The 18,228-nt window shown below is 69.8% G+C and carries 18 protein-coding genes and 1 pseudogene; 6 read left to right on the forward strand and 13 right to left on the reverse strand.

The features are described 5' to 3' along the window. Nucleotides 1–84: 84 nt before the first annotated feature. From QR77_RS33325 to QR77_RS33335, 4 genes are all read left to right on the forward strand, one after another. Entirely contained in the window at nucleotides 85–660 is a 576-nt protein-coding gene (locus tag QR77_RS33325) for a TIGR03086 family metal-binding protein (RefSeq protein ID WP_040025765.1), read from the forward strand. Between the two features lie 672 nt (nucleotides 661–1,332). After that, nucleotides 1,333–1,950, forward strand: coding sequence for a polymorphic toxin-type HINT domain-containing protein (locus tag QR77_RS33330; protein ID WP_040025766.1), 618 nt, complete (start codon nucleotides 1,333–1,335; stop codon nucleotides 1,948–1,950). Then, nucleotides 1,943–2,524 (forward strand): hypothetical protein, encoded by a 582-nt coding sequence (locus QR77_RS46130; RefSeq protein WP_150130476.1) that lies wholly within the window; start codon nucleotides 1,943–1,945, stop codon nucleotides 2,522–2,524. The genes QR77_RS33330 and QR77_RS46130 overlap by 8 nt, the downstream gene beginning before the upstream one ends. Nucleotides 2,525–2,717: 193 nt before the next feature. Continuing rightward, nucleotides 2,718–3,353 carry a DsbA family protein gene (locus QR77_RS33335; RefSeq protein WP_078877453.1) on the forward strand — a complete coding sequence of 212 codons (636 nt, stop codon included), beginning with the start codon at nucleotides 2,718–2,720 and terminating at the stop codon, nucleotides 3,351–3,353. Here QR77_RS33335 and QR77_RS33340 read toward each other — a convergent pair. The 13 genes from QR77_RS33340 to QR77_RS33400 form a co-directional block, all read right to left on the reverse strand. Next, entirely contained in the window at nucleotides 3,343–4,119 is a 777-nt protein-coding gene (locus QR77_RS33340) for a CbiX/SirB N-terminal domain-containing protein (RefSeq protein ID WP_040025767.1), read from the reverse strand. The genes QR77_RS33335 and QR77_RS33340 overlap by 11 nt on opposite strands. Nucleotides 4,120–4,125: 6 nt before the next feature. Next, a complete protein-coding gene (locus QR77_RS33345) occupies nucleotides 4,126–5,109 on the reverse strand; it encodes an ABC transporter permease (protein ID WP_040025768.1) in 984 nt (327 codons plus the stop codon). Continuing rightward, nucleotides 5,096–5,887: an ABC transporter ATP-binding protein gene (locus QR77_RS33350; protein ID WP_040025769.1), complete on the reverse strand. Its 792-nt coding sequence runs from the start codon at nucleotides 5,885–5,887 to the stop codon at nucleotides 5,096–5,098. Before QR77_RS33350 ends, QR77_RS33345 begins: the two co-directional genes overlap by 14 nt. A gap of 91 nt (nucleotides 5,888–5,978) precedes the next feature. Further along, a complete protein-coding gene (locus tag QR77_RS33355) occupies nucleotides 5,979–7,085 on the reverse strand; it encodes an aliphatic sulfonate ABC transporter substrate-binding protein (RefSeq protein WP_040025770.1) in 1,107 nt (368 codons plus the stop codon). 144 nt (nucleotides 7,086–7,229) lie between these two features. After that, a complete protein-coding gene (locus QR77_RS49860) occupies nucleotides 7,230–7,364 on the reverse strand; it encodes a hypothetical protein (RefSeq protein WP_269084375.1) in 135 nt (44 codons plus the stop codon). 17 nt (nucleotides 7,365–7,381) lie between these two features. Next, nucleotides 7,382–8,743 carry a GTP-binding protein gene (locus QR77_RS33365; RefSeq protein WP_040025771.1) on the reverse strand — a complete coding sequence of 454 codons (1,362 nt, stop codon included), beginning with the start codon at nucleotides 8,741–8,743 and terminating at the stop codon, nucleotides 7,382–7,384. Nucleotides 8,744–8,745: 2 nt separating this feature from the next. Next, nucleotides 8,746–9,684, reverse strand: a complete 939-nt coding sequence (cysD, locus tag QR77_RS33370; protein ID WP_040025773.1) for a sulfate adenylyltransferase subunit CysD — start codon at nucleotides 9,682–9,684, stop codon at nucleotides 8,746–8,748. Next, nucleotides 9,681–10,226 (reverse strand): adenylyl-sulfate kinase, encoded by a 546-nt coding sequence (gene cysC / locus QR77_RS33375; protein ID WP_040029073.1) that lies wholly within the window; start codon nucleotides 10,224–10,226, stop codon nucleotides 9,681–9,683. Before cysC ends, cysD begins: the two co-directional genes overlap by 4 nt. A gap of 65 nt (nucleotides 10,227–10,291) precedes the next feature. Then, on the reverse strand, nucleotides 10,292–10,993 hold the full coding sequence (locus tag QR77_RS33380) for a phosphoadenylyl-sulfate reductase (RefSeq protein WP_040025774.1): 702 nt from the start codon (nucleotides 10,991–10,993) through the stop codon (nucleotides 10,292–10,294). A 169-nt stretch (nucleotides 10,994–11,162) separates the two neighbouring features. Then, nucleotides 11,163–12,857 carry a nitrite/sulfite reductase gene (locus tag QR77_RS33385; protein WP_040025775.1) on the reverse strand — a complete coding sequence of 565 codons (1,695 nt, stop codon included), beginning with the start codon at nucleotides 12,855–12,857 and terminating at the stop codon, nucleotides 11,163–11,165. Between the two features lie 304 nt (nucleotides 12,858–13,161). Continuing rightward, nucleotides 13,162–13,728 (reverse strand): GNAT family N-acetyltransferase, encoded by a 567-nt coding sequence (locus tag QR77_RS33390; RefSeq protein ID WP_040025776.1) that lies wholly within the window; start codon nucleotides 13,726–13,728, stop codon nucleotides 13,162–13,164. 45 nt (nucleotides 13,729–13,773) lie between these two features. Then, the gene (locus QR77_RS33395; protein WP_040029074.1) at nucleotides 13,774–15,066 is read right to left on the reverse strand and encodes a helix-turn-helix domain-containing protein; all 1,293 of its coding nucleotides are present in this window, start codon (nucleotides 15,064–15,066) and stop codon (nucleotides 13,774–13,776) included. 172 nt (nucleotides 15,067–15,238) lie between these two features. Beyond that, on the reverse strand, nucleotides 15,239–16,897 hold the full coding sequence (locus QR77_RS33400) for an acyl-CoA dehydrogenase family protein (protein WP_040025777.1): 1,659 nt from the start codon (nucleotides 16,895–16,897) through the stop codon (nucleotides 15,239–15,241). Between the two features lie 17 nt (nucleotides 16,898–16,914). Here QR77_RS33400 and QR77_RS33405 point away from each other — a divergent pair, with 17 nt between their 5' ends. Continuing rightward, nucleotides 16,915–18,039, forward strand: coding sequence for a YihY/virulence factor BrkB family protein (locus tag QR77_RS33405; protein ID WP_063798111.1), 1,125 nt, complete (start codon nucleotides 16,915–16,917; stop codon nucleotides 18,037–18,039). A gap of 98 nt (nucleotides 18,040–18,137) precedes the next feature. After that, a pseudogene (locus tag QR77_RS45510) lies at nucleotides 18,138–18,228 on the forward strand (DNA-binding response regulator); the annotation flags it as partial.

The following is an 18,228-nucleotide window of genomic DNA, read 5'->3' on the forward strand; positions in this document are numbered from 1 at the left end:
GGGGGGGGGGGGGGGAGCCGATAGCGGCGGGGCTGTCGCTTTTCTTCAAGACCGGCTCCGGGGCCCCGCCCTAGCGTGTCGGGCATGAACCATCTGTACTCCGTCATGGAGGAGTGCGCCGCCGAGTCGGCGCGTATCGCCCGTAACGCCCCCGCCGAACTGACCGGGGCCACACCCTGCGCCGCCTGGGACGCGAAGACCCTCGTCAACCACTGGGTCGTCTACACCTCGCACGGCCTGGAGCACCGCGCCCTGCGCACCACGCTGCCCGACGACCTCGTGAAGCACGACTTCACGGCCGACGCCGACTGGGCGGAACGGTACGCCGCCCAACTGGAGCGCGCCGTCGCCGCCTGGGGCGACCCGGCCGTCTGGGAGGGGGAGATCGGCGTCGTCGGCTCCGCCACCCCGGCGCCGGATGTCGCGGCGATGCTGATCGCCGAACTGGCCCTGCACGGCTGGGACGTGGCGCGGACCACCGGCCAGGAGTTCCGGATCTCGGAGGAGTCCGGCACGGCCGTACTGCGCATCGTCGAGGAACAGGCCGAGATGTTCCGCCAGTACGAGGGCTTCGCCGCCGCAGTGGAACCGCCAGAGCCGGCATCAGCGTTCGCCCGAGCCCTGGCACTGAGCGGCCGCACCCCACACAGCCCCGCCTGACGACTGCCCAACCTGCCCGCCCCGCCCAGGCCACACCAGGCGGGGCGGCCGGGGCGGTCGTCCACGCCCCTTCAGCGGCGGCCGACCTGACGCAGCATCGGTGACCCGCTCCAGATGAACGGGTACGCGTACGCGAACAGCAACCCGGTCACGAAGAGCGACCCGAGCGGTCTCATCGTGCCCGAATGTCTCCAGGGCACCATCCATTGCGAGGGCGGATTCCCCGTCGTGGACAGACGCAGGACGACGACAGCGGGGACGGCGCGGGGATGTCAGCAGTACCACGCAGCAGACGATCACCGTCATGGTCACCAGGGTCGTCACGGTCACGACACCTCCACCGTCCTGCAACTGGTTGTGCAAGATCAAGGGCTGGATGGTCTAGCACCGCGAGGTAGTCAGTTTCGTCACTGAGATCGTGGTCGGCGCGACCTGCGTGGGTACGGCGTCCGTTGTCGGCGTGGGCACGGGGAGAGCCGGATTCGGCCTGGCGGCGGGCTGCGGAGCGATCACGGGCTCGGCGGGCTCGGCGGTCGACAACGCCCTGGACCCGGACGCCGACCACAGTGCGCTGGGCACGCTCAAGGCGGAGGCCGGCGGGGCCGTGGAAGGCGCGGTGTCGGGGGCGGCGGCGGGGGAGTTAAGTGCCACAGCTTCCTGCCGGGTACGCAGGTGCTTCTGGCGGACGGCACCCACAAGGCCATCGAGGACGTCAGACCCAAGGACGTCGTCCTGACGACGCAAGCGGGCACGGGAAAGACGACGTCTAAAGAAGTCGCGGCGGCGATAACGACCGAGGACGACAAGGACTTCACGTCTCTGACGGTCGCTACGGATGCGGGTTTGTCGGCCTTGGTCGCCACGGACACCCACCCCTTCTGGGTTCCCGAACTCAAGGACTGGATCAAGGCGGCCGACCTCCACCCAGGCCAATGGATCCGCACCAGTGCCGGCACCCGTGTCCAGATCACCGCGGTCACCCACCACACCAGGCGCCAACGCCCCCACGACCTCAGCATCGAAGGCGTCCACGCCTACTATGTGCTGGCGGGGGTCACGCCGGTCCTGGTCCACAATGCAAATAAGTGCGTGGTCGTGAATGATGCAGGTCGCTACGAATACCTTGGCCCGGGACAAGTGGGCGATGGGTTGGAAGCCCATCACATGACCCAAGACGGCCTTGGGTTCCTGAACAGGAACGAGGGTGGGGCGATCGTAATAGAGCATGCGGATCATGCACTGACGAGAACTTACAAGTGTTGTGCTCTGCTATGGTTGTGCGATGCGTGACTCCATTGATCTGCTGCAGCGGGTAAATGAAGATAGAGAGCTCGCCGTACTTCTGGCTGATGCGTTTGAATTTGACGTCAGGCGCAAGGCGGGTAGTGAATCCCCAAGGCTGGTTTCAGGGCTTCCGCTCGAAGGTATTGCTGGAGACTTTACGGGTGGTACGTTCTATCTGTGTGGAACCGTAAGCTCTCCCCGCCCTGTGCTGTACGCGAGTTCGGAGGGTGATGCTGGAATTATCGCCACCGGCTTGAGTCAGGCGCTCGCACTGATAGTTGGCTTTCCGTACTGGCGGGACTCTTTGGAGTATTCTGCGGGTGGGGACTTGGGGGCAATGGAGTCAGCGACGGCTTTTCTCCTCCGTGACATGATGGCAAATCGCCCGGCGATGGAAGCTGAGCAATCGTGGGTTGCCGACTCGCTCTGCATGCCGATCGAAACACCCTTGGTATTGGTGGCTCGCCTTCATGAGGCCGTGAAAAACGCAGGCTCAGGGTTTACCTTCATTGATGAAACTGGCGAGTATGGCAACCTGTTCGGCCCGTTTTCACCCAGTCGTAATCAACGCTGGAAATAAATACGCCGCAGTATTCGTCCAGGCTCATGATATGGATCGCTGGATCGAGCATGTTCTCCGAACGCGCGTCATCCACTTAGGCGATGCCCTCTTCACTCACGTTCTTGCGTCATGTGTCCGGACGTAATGGCCCACCGTATCGGCTCCCCAATGGCCCGGGGGTGGGGGCCATGTGGGGCTTATTCTCGTTCGCGTGAGCACCCCGAGCGCCCTGAGTGGCCAAGAGAAGCCCGCCACCGTCGACTTCTACTTCGATCCCGCCTGCCCCTTCGCCTGGATCAGCTCCCGTTGGATGCTGGAAGTGGAGCGGGAGCGCCCCGTCGAGTTGCGCTTTCGCGTCATGAGCCTCTATCTGCACAACGTCGGCAATGAACTGCCCGGCTGGTACCGCGACTTGGTTGACCGGTCTATCGGGCCGGTGCGTGTTGCCGTGGCCGCTGCCGAGCGGTGTGGGGACGGTGTGCTGCGCGATCTCTACACCGCGTTCGGCACCCGGATCCACCAGAAGAAGGACGAGGACTTCGACGTGGTGATCGCCGAGTCGCTCGCCGAGTTGGGTCTGCCGTCCTCGCTCGCCGCCGCCGCGCACGACCCGGCGTACGACGAGGCCGTACGGCGCAGTCACGACAGTGGCAAGGACCCGGAGGCTGACGGGTATGTGGGGACGCCCACGATGCACATCGACGGGGCGGTCTGGTTCGGGCCGGTTCTCAACGAGGCACCGACCGGGGCCGAGGCGGGGCGGCTCTTCGACAGTGTGCGGCTGCTCGCCGGCTACCCGGACTTCTTCGAGCTGAAGCGTACGCGTACGGGCAGCCTCAGGCCGTAGCCCCGACCAGCCGTCCGCCGGCCGGTACGACACCGCCGCGCGCCGCCGCCTCGTCGTAGCGCATCAGCAGCAGCCGCGCCATCTCCGGTGCCGGGCCCAGCACTTCGGCCCGTACATCGGCGCCGCCGGCCAGCGCTCCCGCCGCGATGCGGTCGGGCAGCCGGCCGGGGGCGATGACATACGGGGCGACAGCGACCCTCCGTACCCCCAGCGCCCGCATTTCGCGCACCGCTTCCTCGGTGCGCGGTCCATGGGCGGAGGCGAAAGCGGGCCGTACCGCGCACCATCCGCTTGCCTGCCACTCCCGCGCGAAGCCCTCGATCACCGCGATCGCCTCCGGGTCGGACGAGCCCGCCGACGCCAGCACCACCCCGGTCGACGGCTTGTCGGCGGGCGTGAGCCCGGCCTCGTACAGCCGTCGCTCCAGCGCGGCGCCGAGCAGTGGCGAGGGGCCGAGTACCGCCGCCTGCCGGAGGCGCAGCAGCGGGTGGCGCGCCGAGGCGGCGGCCAGTACGGCGGGGATGTCCGACTTGGCGTGGAAGGCGCGGGTCAGCAGCAGCGGAAGCGCGATCACCTCCCGGATGCCCTCCGCCGCCAGTTGGTCCAACTGGTCAGCAGCCGAGGGCGCGTTGAAGTCCAGGAAGGCCGCCTCCACCCGGAGTCCGGCGCGCAGCGACCGTACGCGCCGGGTCAGCGCGCGTACGGTCGCCGCGTGCCGCGCGTCGCGGCTGCCGTGGGCGATGACGAGGAGAACGGGACGGTGCACGGCGGATCAACTCTTCACAAGCAGACCGCGGTTGCGCAGGACCCACCGCTCCAGCGGACTGAAGATCAGCAGGTCGATGGCGATACCGACGATCAGGATCAGGAAGATGGCGAGGAAGACCATCGCCATACTGCTGTTGGTACGGCCGTTCTCCAACAACTGCCCCAGGCCCACCCCGAGATCGGGCGACGAGGCGATGATCTCGGCAGCCATCAGGGAGCGCCAGGAGAACGCCCAGCCCTGCTTCAGCCCGGCCAGATAACCGGGCAGCGCGGCGGGCAGAATGATGAACCAGGTGCCCTTCAGCCCGGTCGCCCCCAGCGTGCGCCCCGCCCGCAGATGCAGCGGCGGCACCTGATCGACGCCGGAGACAAGGCCGTTGGCGATGGAGGGGACGGCGCCGAGCAGGATCACGGCGTACATCATCGAGTCGTTGAGCCCCAGCCAGATCACGGCGGGCGGCACCCAGGCCACCGAGGGCAGCGACTGGAGCCCGGACAGGATCGGCCCGACGGCGGCCCGTACGAACTTCACCCGGGCCACCAGCAGCCCCAGCGGGGTGCCGATCACCAGCGCCAGCAGAAAGCCGAGCAGACCGCGCGAGACGCTGGTCCAGATGTAGCCGAGCAGCGTGCCCTGGTTCCACGCGTCGGTCACCTGCTCCCACACCGCCGACGGCGACGGGAGCTTGTAGGAGTCGGTGACATGGGCCGAGACAAGGATCTGCCACACCACGAGCACCAGCACGACGGCCACGACCGGCGGCAGGATCTTGCTGACCAGGGTCTCGCGCAGCGGGATCCGGCTGCTCTGTACGGTGTCCAGCGCGTCGAGACCGGCCTCCAGACCCGCCAGATCGCGCGCCTGGTCGCCTGCCTGGTCCGCCGCCGGACGGCCCGCCCGGCCGCCCACAGAACCACCCGCCGGATCGCCCGCCCGCCCGGCCGCGGCCCCCGCGTCGTCCGCCCTCGTCGTCTCAGTGCTGGCCATGGCGGCGGATCTCCCCACGCAGTTCTTCGGTGATCTCGACGGACAGCTCGGCGACCTCGGGGTCCTCGATACGGCGCGGCTGCGGGAAGTCCACCCGCCACTCGCGCGCCACCCGGCCCGGCCGCGACGACAGCAGGACGACACGCTCGGCGAGCCGTACCGCCTCCCGCACGTTGTGCGTGACGAAGATGACCGACAGCTCCGTCTCGCGCCAGATCCGGGTCAGCTCGTCGTGCAGCACATCGCGCGTGATGGCGTCGAGCGCGGCGAACGGCTCGTCCATCAGCAGCAGGCTGCTGTCCTGGGCGAGCGCCCGCGCCAGCGCGACCCGCTGCCGCATACCGCCCGACAGCTCGTGCACCCGCTTGGTGTGCGCGCCCTGGAGCCGTACGAGTTCCAGCAGCCGTTCCGCCTCGCCGCGGCGTTCCGCCTTGGGCACACCGCGCAGCCGCAGGGCCAGCTCGATGTTCTTGCCGGCGGTCAGCCACGGGAAGAGCGCGTGCTCCTGGAACATCAGCGCGGGCCGGCCGCCCGGCGTCTCGATGGAGCCGCCGGTCGGCCGGTCGAGGCCGGCGACCAGGTTGAGCAGGGTGGACTTACCGCATCCCGAGGCTCCCAGCAGGGTGACGAACTCGCCGGGAGCGACATCGAGTGTGATGTCCTCCAGGACGAGCTGCTGCCCGGCGGGCGTCGCGAAGGACTTCGAGACGTGGTCGATACGGGCGGCATGGTCCACCGCCGGGGTGTTCACTGCGGCCTTGGCGAGTGTCGATGCCATGGTCTTCACCTCCTGGGAGTGGGGAACGGAGTGTGGTCGCGCTGCTCGGACACGGTGGTCGCCCGGTCGCTCAACTGCTCCTGGCGCCCGGCTACTTGGCGCCGAGCCCGGCGTCGGACACAGCGGGCTCGCCCTCCGCCTTGAGCACCTTGTTGAGCAGTGTCAGGTCGTAGATGCCCTTCAGGTCGGGCTTCTTCAGCAGCCCCGCCTTGACGGCGTGGTCGGCCTGCGCCTGGAGGGTGGAGGCCAGCGGGTCGTCGGTGATCTGGATGGACTTCCACGCCGGGTCGATGACGGCGGGCGGCAGGGCGGAGCCGGAGAGCTTCTTCAGCGCCGCGTTCGCCGACGCCTTCGCCTCGTCCTGGTTGGCGTTGATCCACTTGTCGGTCTTCACCGAGCCGCGCAGCACCGCCTCCACGACGTCCGGGTGCTCCTTGAGGAACGTCTGCGACACGATGATGTTCGTGATCACGAACTTCTTGTCGGGCCACAGGTCGGACTCGTTGAGAAGCACCTTCGCGCCCTCGGAGACCAGCTTGGAAGCGGTCGGCTCCGGCACCCAGGCGCCGTCTATGGAACCGGACTTGTAGGCGTCGGGCGTGATCTTGTTGTCCGTGCGGACGACGGACACATCGCCCTTGCCGGACTGCGCGTCGACCTTCCAGCCCTGGTCGGAGATCCAGTTGAGGAACGCGACGTCCTGGGTGTTGCCGAGCTGCGGGGTCGCTATCTTCTTGCCCTTGACGTCGGCCACGGACTTGATCTTCTTCGGGTTGACGACCAGCTCCACACCGCCGGACGCCGAACCGCCGATGATCCGCAGGCTCTTGCCCTGCGTTGCCGCATAGCCGTTGACGGCGGGGGAGGGGCCGATGAAGCCGATGTCGACACTGCCCGCGTTCAGCGCCTCGATCTCGGAGGGGCCGGCGTTGAAGTACGAGGGCGAGATCTTCGTACCGCCCAACTCCTTCTGGAAGAAGCCCTGCTGCATGCCGACCAGCGCCGTGGCATGGGTGAGGTTGGGGAAGTAGCCGATCTTCACCGTGTCGGCCGAGAGCTTCTTCGCCCCGGTCACCGCGGGCTCGGTGCTGGGCTTGTCGGCCTTGGAGCCGTAACCGCAGGAGGTGATCACCACGGCGATGAGCGGCAGCGCGGCGACAGCCGCCAGGCGGCGCGCGGTGGTACGGGTGGCAGGCACGGGAGGTGTCCTCTCGTTGGCCCGGGGTTCACACCCCCGCTTTTCAGTACGGGGACGCGGCCGGGAGATCGGCAGGTCTTCGGCGGAACAGGGCTTGGTGCGGTGTGCGGGGGGTGCGGGCGCGCAGGCGGTGCGCGTACGTCATCACGCACATCGCGCCACCCCGCCCGTTCCGGCGCCGAGGAGGCCGCTGCCCACGCGGCCGCCCTCCTTCGCGAACGTCGCGTACACGTCGACGGCCATGTCCAGGGGCCTGTCGACCGGCCTCTCGACGGGCATGGTGCGGGATCCGCCCATCAGAAGTCCCATCCCGCGTCGTCGGCCACGACGGCCGCCGGAGCCTGACCGGCCTCCGCGCCGAACGCCGCGCCCGCCATCCCGGCGGTCAGCGTCGTACCGTCGGCGGGGTCGATGAGCAGGAACGATCCGGTACGGCGCGAGTCCGCGTACGCGTCGAGCGCGATCGGCTCGGCCGTACGGACCTTGACGCGCCCGATGTCGTTCGCGACGAGCTGCCCCGGGGCCGGGTGCTGGGACAGGTCGTCCAGGGTCAGCCGGGACGGGATGTCCTTCACGATCGCCTTGACCGTACGGGTGGTGTGCTTGAGCAGCACGCGCTGGCCCACGGTGAGCGGCCGGTCGGCGACATGGCAGACCGTCGCCTCGACGTCCTGGGTGGTGGCGGGCGCGTCGTCGCTCGGCACGATGAGGTCGCCGCGCGAGACGTCCAGGTCGTCGGCCAGCCTGACGGTCACCGACTGCGGCGACCAGGCGATGCCCACGCTGCTGCCCAGCGCGTCGATGCCCTCGATGGTGCTCGTACGCCCGGAGGGCAGGACCGTCACGGCGTCGCCGACGCGCAGCACACCGGAGGCTATCTGGCCCGCGTACCCCCGGTAGTCGGGATGCTCGGCCGACTGCGGGCGGATCACGTACTGCACGGGGAAGCGCGCCGGGCAGTGCGCCAGGTCGTGGCTGGCGGGCACCGTCTCCAGGTGTTCGAGGACGGTCGGGCCGCCGTACCAGTCCATGTGCGCCGAGGGCTCGACGACATTGTCGCCGGCCAGCGCCGAGATCGGGATCGCGGTGATCTCGGGGACGCCGAGGGAGGCCGCGTACGCGGTGAACTCCGTGGCGATCGCGGCGAATACGGGCTCCGCGTAGTCCACGAGGTCCATCTTGTTGACGGCGAGGACCACGTGCGGGACCCGCAGCAGGGCGGCGACGGCGGCGTGCCTGCGGGTCTGCTCGACCACGCCGTTACGGGCGTCGACCAGTACCACGGCCAGCTCGGCGGTCGAAGCGCCCGTCACCATGTTCCGGGTGTACTGCACATGCCCGGGGGTGTCGGCGAGGATGAACCGCCGCCGGGGCGTGGCGAAGTAGCGGTAGGCGACATCGATGGTGATGCCCTGCTCCCGCTCGGCCCGCAGCCCGTCGGTGAGCAGCGCCAGGTCAGGGGTGTCCTGGCCGCGCCCCAGCGAGACGCGCTCGACGGCTTCGAGCTGGTCGGTGAGCACCGACTTGGAGTCGTGCAGCAGCCTTCCCACCAGGGTGGACTTGCCGTCGTCGACGGAGCCCGCGGTGGCGAAGCGCAGCAGGGTGGTCGCCGAGAGCTGCCCGGCGAACTCGGCGTACGGCTCTGTGGTGCTCGGCATGGTTAGAAGTACCCCTCACGCTTGCGGTCTTCCATCGCGGCCTCGGACATCTTGTCGTCGGCGCGGGTGGCGCCGCGCTCGGTGAGCCGGGAGGCGGCGATCTCGGCGATCACCGCGTCCAGCGTCATGGCGTCGGAGTCGACGGCGCCCGTGCAGGACATGTCGCCCACCGTGCGGTAGCGGACGAGGCGCTTCTCGGTGGTCTCGCCGGCCTTGGGGCCGCCCCAGTCACCGGCGGTCAGCCACATCCCGGCGCGCCGGAAGACCTCGCGCTCGTGCGCGAAGTAGATGGCCGGCAGCTCGATGCCCTCACGGGCGATGTACTGCCACACGTCCAGCTCGGTCCAGTTGGAGATCGGGAAGACGCGGACATGCTCCCCGGGCGCGTGCCGGCCGTTGTAGAGCTGCCACAGCTCGGGGCGCTGGCGGCGCGGGTCCCACTGCGAGAACTCGTCCCGCAGCGAGAACACCCGCTCCTTGGCCCGGGCCTTCTCCTCGTCACGCCGTCCGCCGCCGAAGACCGCGTCGAACCGCTCGGCCTGGATCTTCTCCGTCAGCGGCACCGTCTGGAGCGGGTTGCGCGTCCCGTCGGGCCGCTCACGCAGCGTCCCGGCGTCGATGTACTCCTGCACGGAGGCGACATGCAGCCGCAGCCCGTGCTCGGCCACCGTACGGTCGCGGTATTCGAGGACCTCGGGGAAGTTGTGCCCGGTGTCCACGTGCAGCAGTGCGAACGGCACCGGCGCCGGCGCGAACGCCTTCAGCGCCAGATGCAGCATCAGGATGGAGTCCTTGCCGCCGGAGAAGAGGATCACCGGCCGCTCGAACTCACCCGCCACCTCACGGAAGATGTGGACGGCCTCGGACTCCAGGGCGTCCAGATGGCTGAGCGCGTACGGGGCGTCCGTACCCTCGCTGATCGCTGCGGCGGTCGTGGTCACGCGAGACCCCTCTCGGTCAGCAGTGCGTGGAGCGCGGCGGCGGACTCCCGCACGGTCTGGGTGTGCGACTCGATCCGCAGGTCCGGCGACTCCGGCGCCTCGTAGGGGTCGTCGACCCCGGTGAGCCCGGAGATCTCGCCGGCCGCCTGCTTCGCGTACAGGCCCTTCACATCGCGTACGGAGCACACCTCGACCGGTGTGGCGACGTGCACCTCCACGTACGCGGTGGACGCGGCCTGGTGGCGCTTGCGTACCGCCTCGCGGCTGTCGGCGTACGGGGCGATGACCGGTACCAGCGCCTTGACCCCGTTCGAGGCGAGCAGTTCGGCGACGAAGCCGATGCGCGTCACGTTCGTGTGCCGGTCCTCGCGGCCGAACCCGAGGCCGGCGGAGAGGAATTCGCGGATCTCGTCGCCGTCGAGGATCTCCACGCGGTGTCCTTCGGCGCGCAGCCGCCCCGCCAGTTCGGCCGCGATGGTGGTCTTGCCCGCGCTCGGCAGACCGGTCAGCCAGATCGTGGCGCCCTGGTCCTCCACGCTCACCTGTGTCTCCTGATCGTCCGTCGTGCCCCTGGTGCCCGGATGGCCCGCGCCGTCGTCGCCGCCGTTCACCCGTGCAGTCCGCACTCGCTCTTGTTGCTGCCCGCCCAGCGGCCGGCGCGCGCGTCCTCGCCCTCGAGGACCCTGCGGGTGCAGGGCGCGCAGCCCACGGAGGCGTAACCGTCCGTCAGCAGCGGGTTGATGAGCACGCCGTGCTCGGAGACGTAACGCTCGACGTCGTCCTGCGTCCAGCGGGCGATGGGGGAGATCTTGACCTTGCCGCGCCGCTGGTCCCAGCCGACCACAGGGGTGTTGGCCCGGGTCGGGGACTCGTCGCGGCGCAGTCCCGTGGCCCAGGCGGTGTAGCCCGTCAGGCCCTCTTCGAGGGGCTTGACCTTGCGCAGCGCGCAGCACAGGTCGGGGTCCCTGTCGTGCAGCCGCGGACCGTACTCGGCGTCCTGCTCGGCGACACTCTGCCGGGGGGTGAGCGTGATGACGTTCACATCCATCACGGCGTCCACCGCGTCCCGCGTACCGATGGTCTCGGGGAAGTGGTAGCCGGTGTCGAGGAAGACCACGTCGACACCGGGAGCGACCCGGGAGGCGAGGTGGGCGACCACCGCGTCCTCCATCGAGGAGGTGACACAGAATCGCGTCCCGAAGGTGTCCTTCGCCCAGGTCAGTATCTCCAGGGCGGAAGCGTCTTCGAGATCGCGGCCGGCCTGCTCGGCCAGATCCTTGAGATCGCCGGTCTCCGTGAGCGTCGTCATATCTCTTGCCCTCCGTCACTTCGCCGAAGTCCACGGGTGAGCAACCCGAGGAACTTCAACTGGAAGGCTCTGTTGCATGCCGCGCATTCCCACGCGCCGTGGCCCTCTTCGCTCGGACGCAGGTCCTCGTCTCCGCAGTACGGACAGTGGAACGGTGCGGCGCGCTCGGTCATGAGAGTGCCTCCTCCGACGCGCGGGCCGCCCAGGTGGCGAAACGCTCGCCCTCCTCGCGCTCCTTCTGGAAGCGGCCGAGCACCCGCTCGACATAGTCGGGCAGTTCCTCCGAAGTTACCTTCAGGCCGCGGACCTTGCGGCCGAAACCGGCCTCCAGGCCGAGTGCGCCCCCGAGATGCACCTGGAAGCCCTCGACCTGGTCGCCGTTCTTGTCGAGGATCAACTGCCCCTTGAGGCCGATGTCGGCCGTCTGGATCCGGGCGCAGGCGTTCGGGCAGCCGTTGACGTTGATGGTGATCGGCTGGTCGAACTCCGGGATACGGCGCTCCAGTTCGTCGATCAGCGTCGCGCCGCGCTGCTTCGTCTCGACGATCGCCAGCTTGCAGTACTCGATGCCGGTGCAGGCCATGGTGCCGCGCCTGAACGGCGACGGCGTCACCCGCAGGTCGAGCGCGGCGAGCCCGGCGACCAGGGAGTCGACGCGGTCCTCGGCCACATCGAGCACGATCATCTTCTGCTCGACGGTGGTACGCAGCCGCCCCGAGCCGTGCTCGGCGGCCAGGTCGGCGATCTTCGCCAGGGTCGGGCCGTCGACCCGGCCGACGCGGGGGGCGAAGCCGACGTAGAAGCGGCCGTCCTTCTGCCGGTGCACACCGACGTGGTCGCGCCACTGCTCGACCGGCTGGGCGGGCGCCGGGCCGTCGGTCAGCTCACGCTTCAGATACTCGTCCTGGAGGATCTGGCGGAACTTCTCCACGCCCCAGTCGGCGACGAGGAACTTCAGCCGGGCGCGGGTGCGCAGCCGCCGGTAGCCGTAGTCCCGGAAGATCCCGATGACCCCGGCCCAGACGTCGGGCACCTCGTCGAGCGGCACCCAGGCGCCGAGCCGCTGGCCGATCTTCGGGTTGGTCGACAGGCCGCCGCCCACCCACAGGTCGAAGCCGGGGCCGTGCTCCGGGTGCTCGACACCGACGAAGGCGATGTCGTTGATCTCGTGCGCCACGTCGAGCAGCGGCGATCCGGAGATCGCCGTCTTGAACTTGCGCGGCAGGTTCGAGAACTCCTTGTTGCCGATGTAGCGGGCGTTGATCTCGTCGATGGCGGGGGTGCCGTCGATGATCTCGTTCTCCGCGACCCCGGCGACCGGCGAGCCGAGGATCACGCGGGGCGTGTCACCGCAGGCCTCGGTGGTCTCCAGGCCGACCGCTTCGAGCCGTCGCCAGATCTCCGGGACGTCCTCGATACGGATCCAGTGGAGCTGGATGTTCTGCCGGTCGGTGAGGTCGGCGGTGTCCCTGCCGAACTCGTGCGAGATGCCGCCGATGGTGCGGAGCTGCTCGGTGGTCAGCCGCCCGCCGTCGATCCGGACCCGCAGCATGAAGTACTTGTCGTCCAGCTCCTCCGGCTCCAGGATCGCGGTCTTGCCGCCGTCGATCCCGGGCTTGCGCTGGGTGTAGAGACCCCACCAGCGCATCCGGCCGCGCAGATCGTTGGGGTCGATCGAGTCGAAGCCCGCCTTGGAGTAGATCGTCTCGATGCGTGCCCGCACGTTGAGACCGTCGTCGTCCTTCTTCGTCTGCTCGTTTCCGTTGAGCGGAGTGAAGTGACCCTTGGCCCACTGGCCCTCACCGCGGTGACGGCTCACCTTGCGGCGGGGTGCGGGCGACGGCTTTTCCGGGGTGGCGGCCATGGCGATACGTCCTTCGAGACTGCAGGAGGGCGGCTCTGAGCTGCACACGCGCGCCAGGGCGCGACCGTGCGCAGCGGGGCTCAGATGACGAGATCACAGTGGAGCTTGAGCGCTCAGCTCGCTCGACAGATGGCGCTGGACACGCGGCCGAGATCGACGTGTCGCCGACTCACCAGGGCTATTCCAGCTCGAGACATGGGGGAAGCGTGGCACGGGGGTCTCAGGACAGTCCACCACTATCCAGTATCTGGACCAGACTGTCCCATTCCGTGGGACGGTCCCGAGGTGGCCCCGGGCCGGTCCCTCATTCCGCGGCGGCGGGCCAGAGCGCCGGCACGGTCACCTCGGGCTCCTCCTCGACCCGGGTCTCGAAGAGCGTGAAACCGCGGCGCAGGTAATTGTCCATGGCGTGCTCGCCGTCCTTGGAGCAGGTGTGCAGCCATACCCGTTTGGTCGGCGCCCAGCCGGGCCTGCGCTCCGCCCAGTCCCAGGCGCGCGCCGTCGCGTACGACAGCAGATGGCCGCCGATCCCGCGCCCCCGGAAGGCGGGAAGCAGCCCGAAGTACACGATCTCGACCGTGCCCTCGCCGCTCGCCTCCAGCTCCGCGTAACCGGCCGGGGTGCCGTTCTCGTACGCCACCCAGGTCTCGACGCCCGGCGCCGAGACCGCCGTACGCCACTGCTCCTCGCTCAGGGCGAGCCGGTCGGTCCAGCGCACATCGCCGCCGACATGCGTGTACAGGAAGCGGCTGAACTCCGGCGACGGCACCTCGGCCCGTACGATCCGCACCTCGCTGGACGGCTCGGCGGCGGGGCGCAGCTCGGCGGGCGAGACCTGTTCGAGGGACCAGGTGGTCACGGTGATGCTCATACGGGCAAGCGAATCACGCGGGTGCGCGTACGTCACAGCCGCCCCTCAGCCGGCCGGGGTACGCCGCGCCGACAGCACGGCGGGGGCCGTCGAGTGCGGCAGCGGGTCCAGCGGCCCCTGCGGCGCGACGACCTCCACCTCGACCTCGTCGCTGAAGCGGTACGGACGGTGCGCGAGCACGCCCGAGAGATGGCGCCGCACCCGCGACATCTCCGCCCGTACGGTCACCGCGCGCGACGGGTCCCCGAAGACGTCGGCGGCCAGCTCGGCCGCCGTGCGCCCGTCCCTGTGCAGGGCCAGTACGTACAGCAGCTCGGCGTGGCGCGGAGTCAGCTCCTGCGCCCAGCTTCCCGCGGGCCCCGACACGGTGACCGACCAGCGGCGCGGCCTGCTCAGGTCCAGTACGACCCGGCTCGCCGCCGGCGGGTCCCGCCCGTCCTCCTCCTCCAGGCGGACCAGCCAGCCGCCCGGCAACGGCTCGACCGCGCAGGTGCCCAGCGAGGGCAGCCAGGTCCGCCCCGCACGCAGGGACTTCGGCAGCGCGACCCGGTCGACCGGCGGCATCCCGGTCACCGCCGCCGTCCAGCCGTGCACGTCCACAGCCAGCGCCCGGCCGCCGACCCGGCAGAGGATCGGCGCCGACACCGAACGCAGCCGCTCCACCGAGCGCCGCTGCCGCTCCCGCAGCTCGCTCTCGGCGAGCCGGACCATCGAGTTGACCAGTGCCAGGGTCGTCGGATGGAAGCCGGTCGCGGGGCCGCTCACATCGACCACACCCAGCAGCCGGCCGTCCCGGGGGTCGTGCACGGGAGCGGCGGCGCAGGTCCACGACTGGAGGGAGCGCACGAAGTGCTCGGCCGAGTGGACCCGCACCGGGCGCCGTACGGCCAGCGCGGTCCCGATGGCGTTCGTCCCCGTGGCGTGCTCGCCCCAGGCGGCCCCCTCCTCAAGCCGGATACCGCCGGCCAGCCGTCGCACCCCGGCGCTGCCCTGCCGCCACAGCACCCGGCCCTCGTCGTCCGTGACCACCATGATCTGCGGGCTGGCCTCGGCCATCTCGGCGAAGGTCCCGCCGAGGGTCCGCATCACGTCGCCGAGTGCGGTGGTACGCCTGCGGTGCTCCAGCTCCTCCCGGTCCAGAAACGTTTCGCCGTACGACTGGTCAGGGCTGATCCCGAGCCGGATCATCCGCTTCCACGACGCGTCGATCACCGGGCGCGGCGCCACCGGGGGCCGCTCGCCGGCGAGCGCCGCCTCACGTACCTGATGGAGCAGCCGGATGGCCCGGGCGCTGTCCTCGGCACGCAGCCGGGACAGATCGAGGGGTATGTCCTTCATCGACACCATTCACTCGTCAGGTCACTCTTCAGGGGTTCCGGCCTCCCCGCGGCGGCGGCCGTTGCAACGGGCTGCAACTCTGGCGCGCCACCGCGCCCGTACCACAAGGTGACAGCACGTCAGGGGTGGTGCCGTGTCGGCGCGACACCACCCCTGGCGCCCTGGCGGCCCGTCAGGCGACGGGACGTGCCCGGTCCACCACCGACGCCAGATCGAGGCTGTCCGGCAGCGTGCCGAAGGCCGTACCCCAGTCGCCGCCGAGCCGCGAGGCGCAGAAGGCGTCCGCCACCTCCGGCGTCGACCACCGCACCAGCAGCGAGCCCTGGAGCACCAGCGCCATCCGCTCCACCAGCCTGCGCGCCCGCCCCTCGATGCCCTCCAGGTCGGCCAGTTCGGTCAGCAGGTCCTTGACGGCGGCGTCGAGCCGGTGATCCGCGCCGCGCGCCGCTCCCAGCTCCCGGAGGAAGGCGTTCAGCGCCTCCGGCTCACGCTGCAACGCCCGCAGCACATCGAGAGCCTGGACATTCCCCGAGCCCTCCCAGATCGAGTTGAGCGGCGACTCGCGCAGCAGCCTCGGCATGCCGGACTCCTCCACGTAGCCGTTGCCGCCGAGACACTCCAGGGCCTCGGCTGCGACCGGCGTACACCGCTTGGTCACCCAGTACTTGGCGATCGGCACAGCGAGCCGCAGGAACGCCCGCTCCTGCTCGGCGCCCGGGCCGCCGCCGGCGGCGTCGGCCGAGTCGTACGCCGCCGCGAGCCGCAGCGAGAGTGTCGTCGCGGCCTCCGACTCCAGCGCCAGATCCGCCAGCACGTTACGCATCAGCGGCTTGTCGATCAGCTCGCCGCCGAAGGCCCTGCGGTACGTCGCGTGGTGCACGGCCTGCGCCACGGACTGGCGCATCAGCGCCGTCGAGCCGAGCACACAGTCGACCCGGGTCGCCGCCACCATCTCGATGATGGTGCGCACCCCGCGCCCCTCGTCACCGAGCCGGCGCGCCCAGGTCTCGTCGAACTCGACCTCGCTCGACGCGTTCGACCGGTTGCCCAGCTTGTCCTTCAGCCGCTGGAGCCTGAACACGTTGTGCGTGCCGTCGTCGAGGACGCGCGGCACCAGGAAACACGTGAGGCCGCCCGGCGCCTGAGCGAGCACCAGGAACCCGTCGGACATCGGCGCCGAGCAGAACCACTTGTGCCCCGTCAGCAGATACTCACCCGACGAGCCCAGCGCCACCGCGCTCGTCGTGTTGGCGCGTACGTCGCTGCCGCCCTGCTTCTCCGTCATGCCCATCCCGAAGAGCACCCCGGTCTTGCCGGCGGCGGGGAGGAGCCCCTTCTCGTACGCGTGGGACGTCAGCCGGGGCTCCCACTCGGCGGCCAGCACGGGGTCGGTACGCAGCGCCGGCACCGCCGCATGGGTCATGGACACCGGACAGGTGTGGCCGGCCTCGGCCTGCGCCCAGACGATGAATCCGGCCGCGCGGCGCAGATGCCCGTCCTGCTTGCCCCAGGCGTCGGTCAGCCCCGCCGAGACCGCGTGTCCCAGCAGCCGGTGCCAGGCGGGGTGGAAGTCGACCTCGTCGACCCGGTTGCCGTAACGGTCATGGGTACGCAGCACGGGGGCGTTCTCGTTCGCCTGCGTGCCCCACTCCTGGACCTGGGCCGAACCGGCCGCTCTGCCCAGCTCACCCAGTCCCTCCAGGGTCTCGTCGAGGAGGCCGGGCGCGCCGTGCCGCTCGACGCCCTCGGTCAGGGCGCGGTCGGCGCCGAAGACGTCGTACCCCACCAGGGGCGGAACCTGGTTGGTCACTGTGTGGGTCCTTGCTGCCATACGGATACGGTACGGATGTGCAGGCAGCAAAAGAAACACCCGAGCGGCCATCGGGTCGTCTCCACCGGGCCCGTGTCCTCTACCGCAACGTCTCCAAAAGGAAGATGGCGTGGCTCCTGCTGAAGGACACGGTCAACTCGTGCATGCACTACCGGATCCTCGGACTCGCCGCCGAGGCCGCGTTCTTCACGCTGCTGTCGCTGCCGCCGCTGCTGCTGGGGCTGATCGGCCTGCTCGGCTATGTGGACGAGTGGACCGACACCACCACGGTCGCCTCGATCGAGAAGAACATCCTTTCGGCGGTCCGTACGGTGCTCTCGGACCGGGGAGTGAACCAGATCGCCAAACCGCTGCTGGAGAGCGTCACCCACGGCGGCCGGCCCGACGTCGTGTCCCTCGGTTTCGCGATCGCGCTCTGGTCGGGCTCACGGGCCGTCAATGTCTTCGTCGACACCATCACCGTGATGTACGGGCTGGACGGCCGGCGCGGTGTCGTCGCCACCCGGCTGCTGTCCTTCCTGCTCTACATCGCCGCGCTGGTGATCGGCGCCGTGGTGCTGCCGCTGGCCGTGGTCGGGCCCGACCGGGTCGTCGACCTCATCCCCTGGGGCACGCAAGTCGTCACCGTCCTGTACTGGCCGCTGGTCAGCGTGCTCTCCATCGCCTTCCTCACCACGCTCTACCACGTTTCCGTACCGGCCCGCTCGCCCTGGCGTGAGGACGTGCCCGGCGCGCTGATCGCCCTGGCGATATGGGTACTGGGCAGCTTCCTGCTCCGGATCTACCTCACCAGTACGGTCGAAGGCCCCACGATCTACGGGTCGCTCGCCGCGCCCATCGCAGTGCTCCTGTGGATCGGCATCTCCGCGTTCGCGATCCTGGTCGGCGCCGCCGTCAACGCGGCCACCGACCGCGTCTGGCCGTCCCTCGCCACGGCCGCCGCCCGCGCCTCCAACGAGCGGCTGCGCTCCGCCCAGGCGGCGGAGCTGATGGCCCGCGCCGCCGCCGCCAGGGCGGCGCACGGCGACGACAAGAACGACCCCGACATGCCGTCGGAGTTCCCGGAGAGATGGTCGAGGTTCCTGCCGCCGAACGACCTGAAGTCCCGGATGCGCTCGGGCCGCGACAAGGACCGCCCCTGAGGGTCCGGCGTCAGGCCCGGCCCGGGACGCCGGGGCCGTCATGGTTTCGTAAGGGGGAGGGGCGATGATCCGCCTCGCCGCCCGAGGACACTGGACCCATGCACACCATCCTTGTCGTCGACGACGACCCGACGGTCGCAGAGGTCGTCACCGGCTATCTGGAACGGGCCGGCTTCGCCGTGGACCGGG

The organism is Streptomyces sp. 150FB, assembly GCF_000818195.1.
Classification (GTDB): Bacteria; Actinomycetota; Actinomycetes; order Streptomycetales; family Streptomycetaceae; genus Streptomyces.

Coding starts and splice junctions, on each gene's coding strand:
- QR77_RS33325 (WP_040025765.1), top strand. CDS start 85: ATGAACCATCTGTACTCCGTCATGGAGGAGTGCGCCGCCGAGTCGGCG.
- QR77_RS46130 (WP_150130476.1), top strand. CDS start 1,943: ATGCGTGACTCCATTGATCTGCTGCAGCGGGTAAATGAAGATAGAGAG.
- QR77_RS33345 (WP_040025768.1), bottom strand. CDS start 5,109: ATGGCCAGCACTGAGACGACGAGGGCGGACGACGCGGGGGCCGCGGCC.
- QR77_RS33350 (WP_040025769.1), bottom strand. CDS start 5,887: ATGGCATCGACACTCGCCAAGGCCGCAGTGAACACCCCGGCGGTGGAC.
- QR77_RS49860 (WP_269084375.1), bottom strand. CDS start 7,364: ATGCCCGTCGAGAGGCCGGTCGACAGGCCCCTGGACATGGCCGTCGAC.
- QR77_RS33365 (WP_040025771.1), bottom strand. CDS start 8,743: ATGCCGAGCACCACAGAGCCGTACGCCGAGTTCGCCGGGCAGCTCTCG.
- QR77_RS33380 (WP_040025774.1), bottom strand. CDS start 10,993: ATGACGACGCTCACGGAGACCGGCGATCTCAAGGATCTGGCCGAGCAG.
- QR77_RS33385 (WP_040025775.1), bottom strand. CDS start 12,857: ATGGCCGCCACCCCGGAAAAGCCGTCGCCCGCACCCCGCCGCAAGGTG.
- QR77_RS33390 (WP_040025776.1), bottom strand. CDS start 13,728: ATGAGCATCACCGTGACCACCTGGTCCCTCGAACAGGTCTCGCCCGCC.
- QR77_RS33395 (WP_040029074.1), bottom strand. CDS start 15,066: ATGAAGGACATACCCCTCGATCTGTCCCGGCTGCGTGCCGAGGACAGC.
- QR77_RS33400 (WP_040025777.1), bottom strand. CDS start 16,897: ATGGCAGCAAGGACCCACACAGTGACCAACCAGGTTCCGCCCCTGGTG.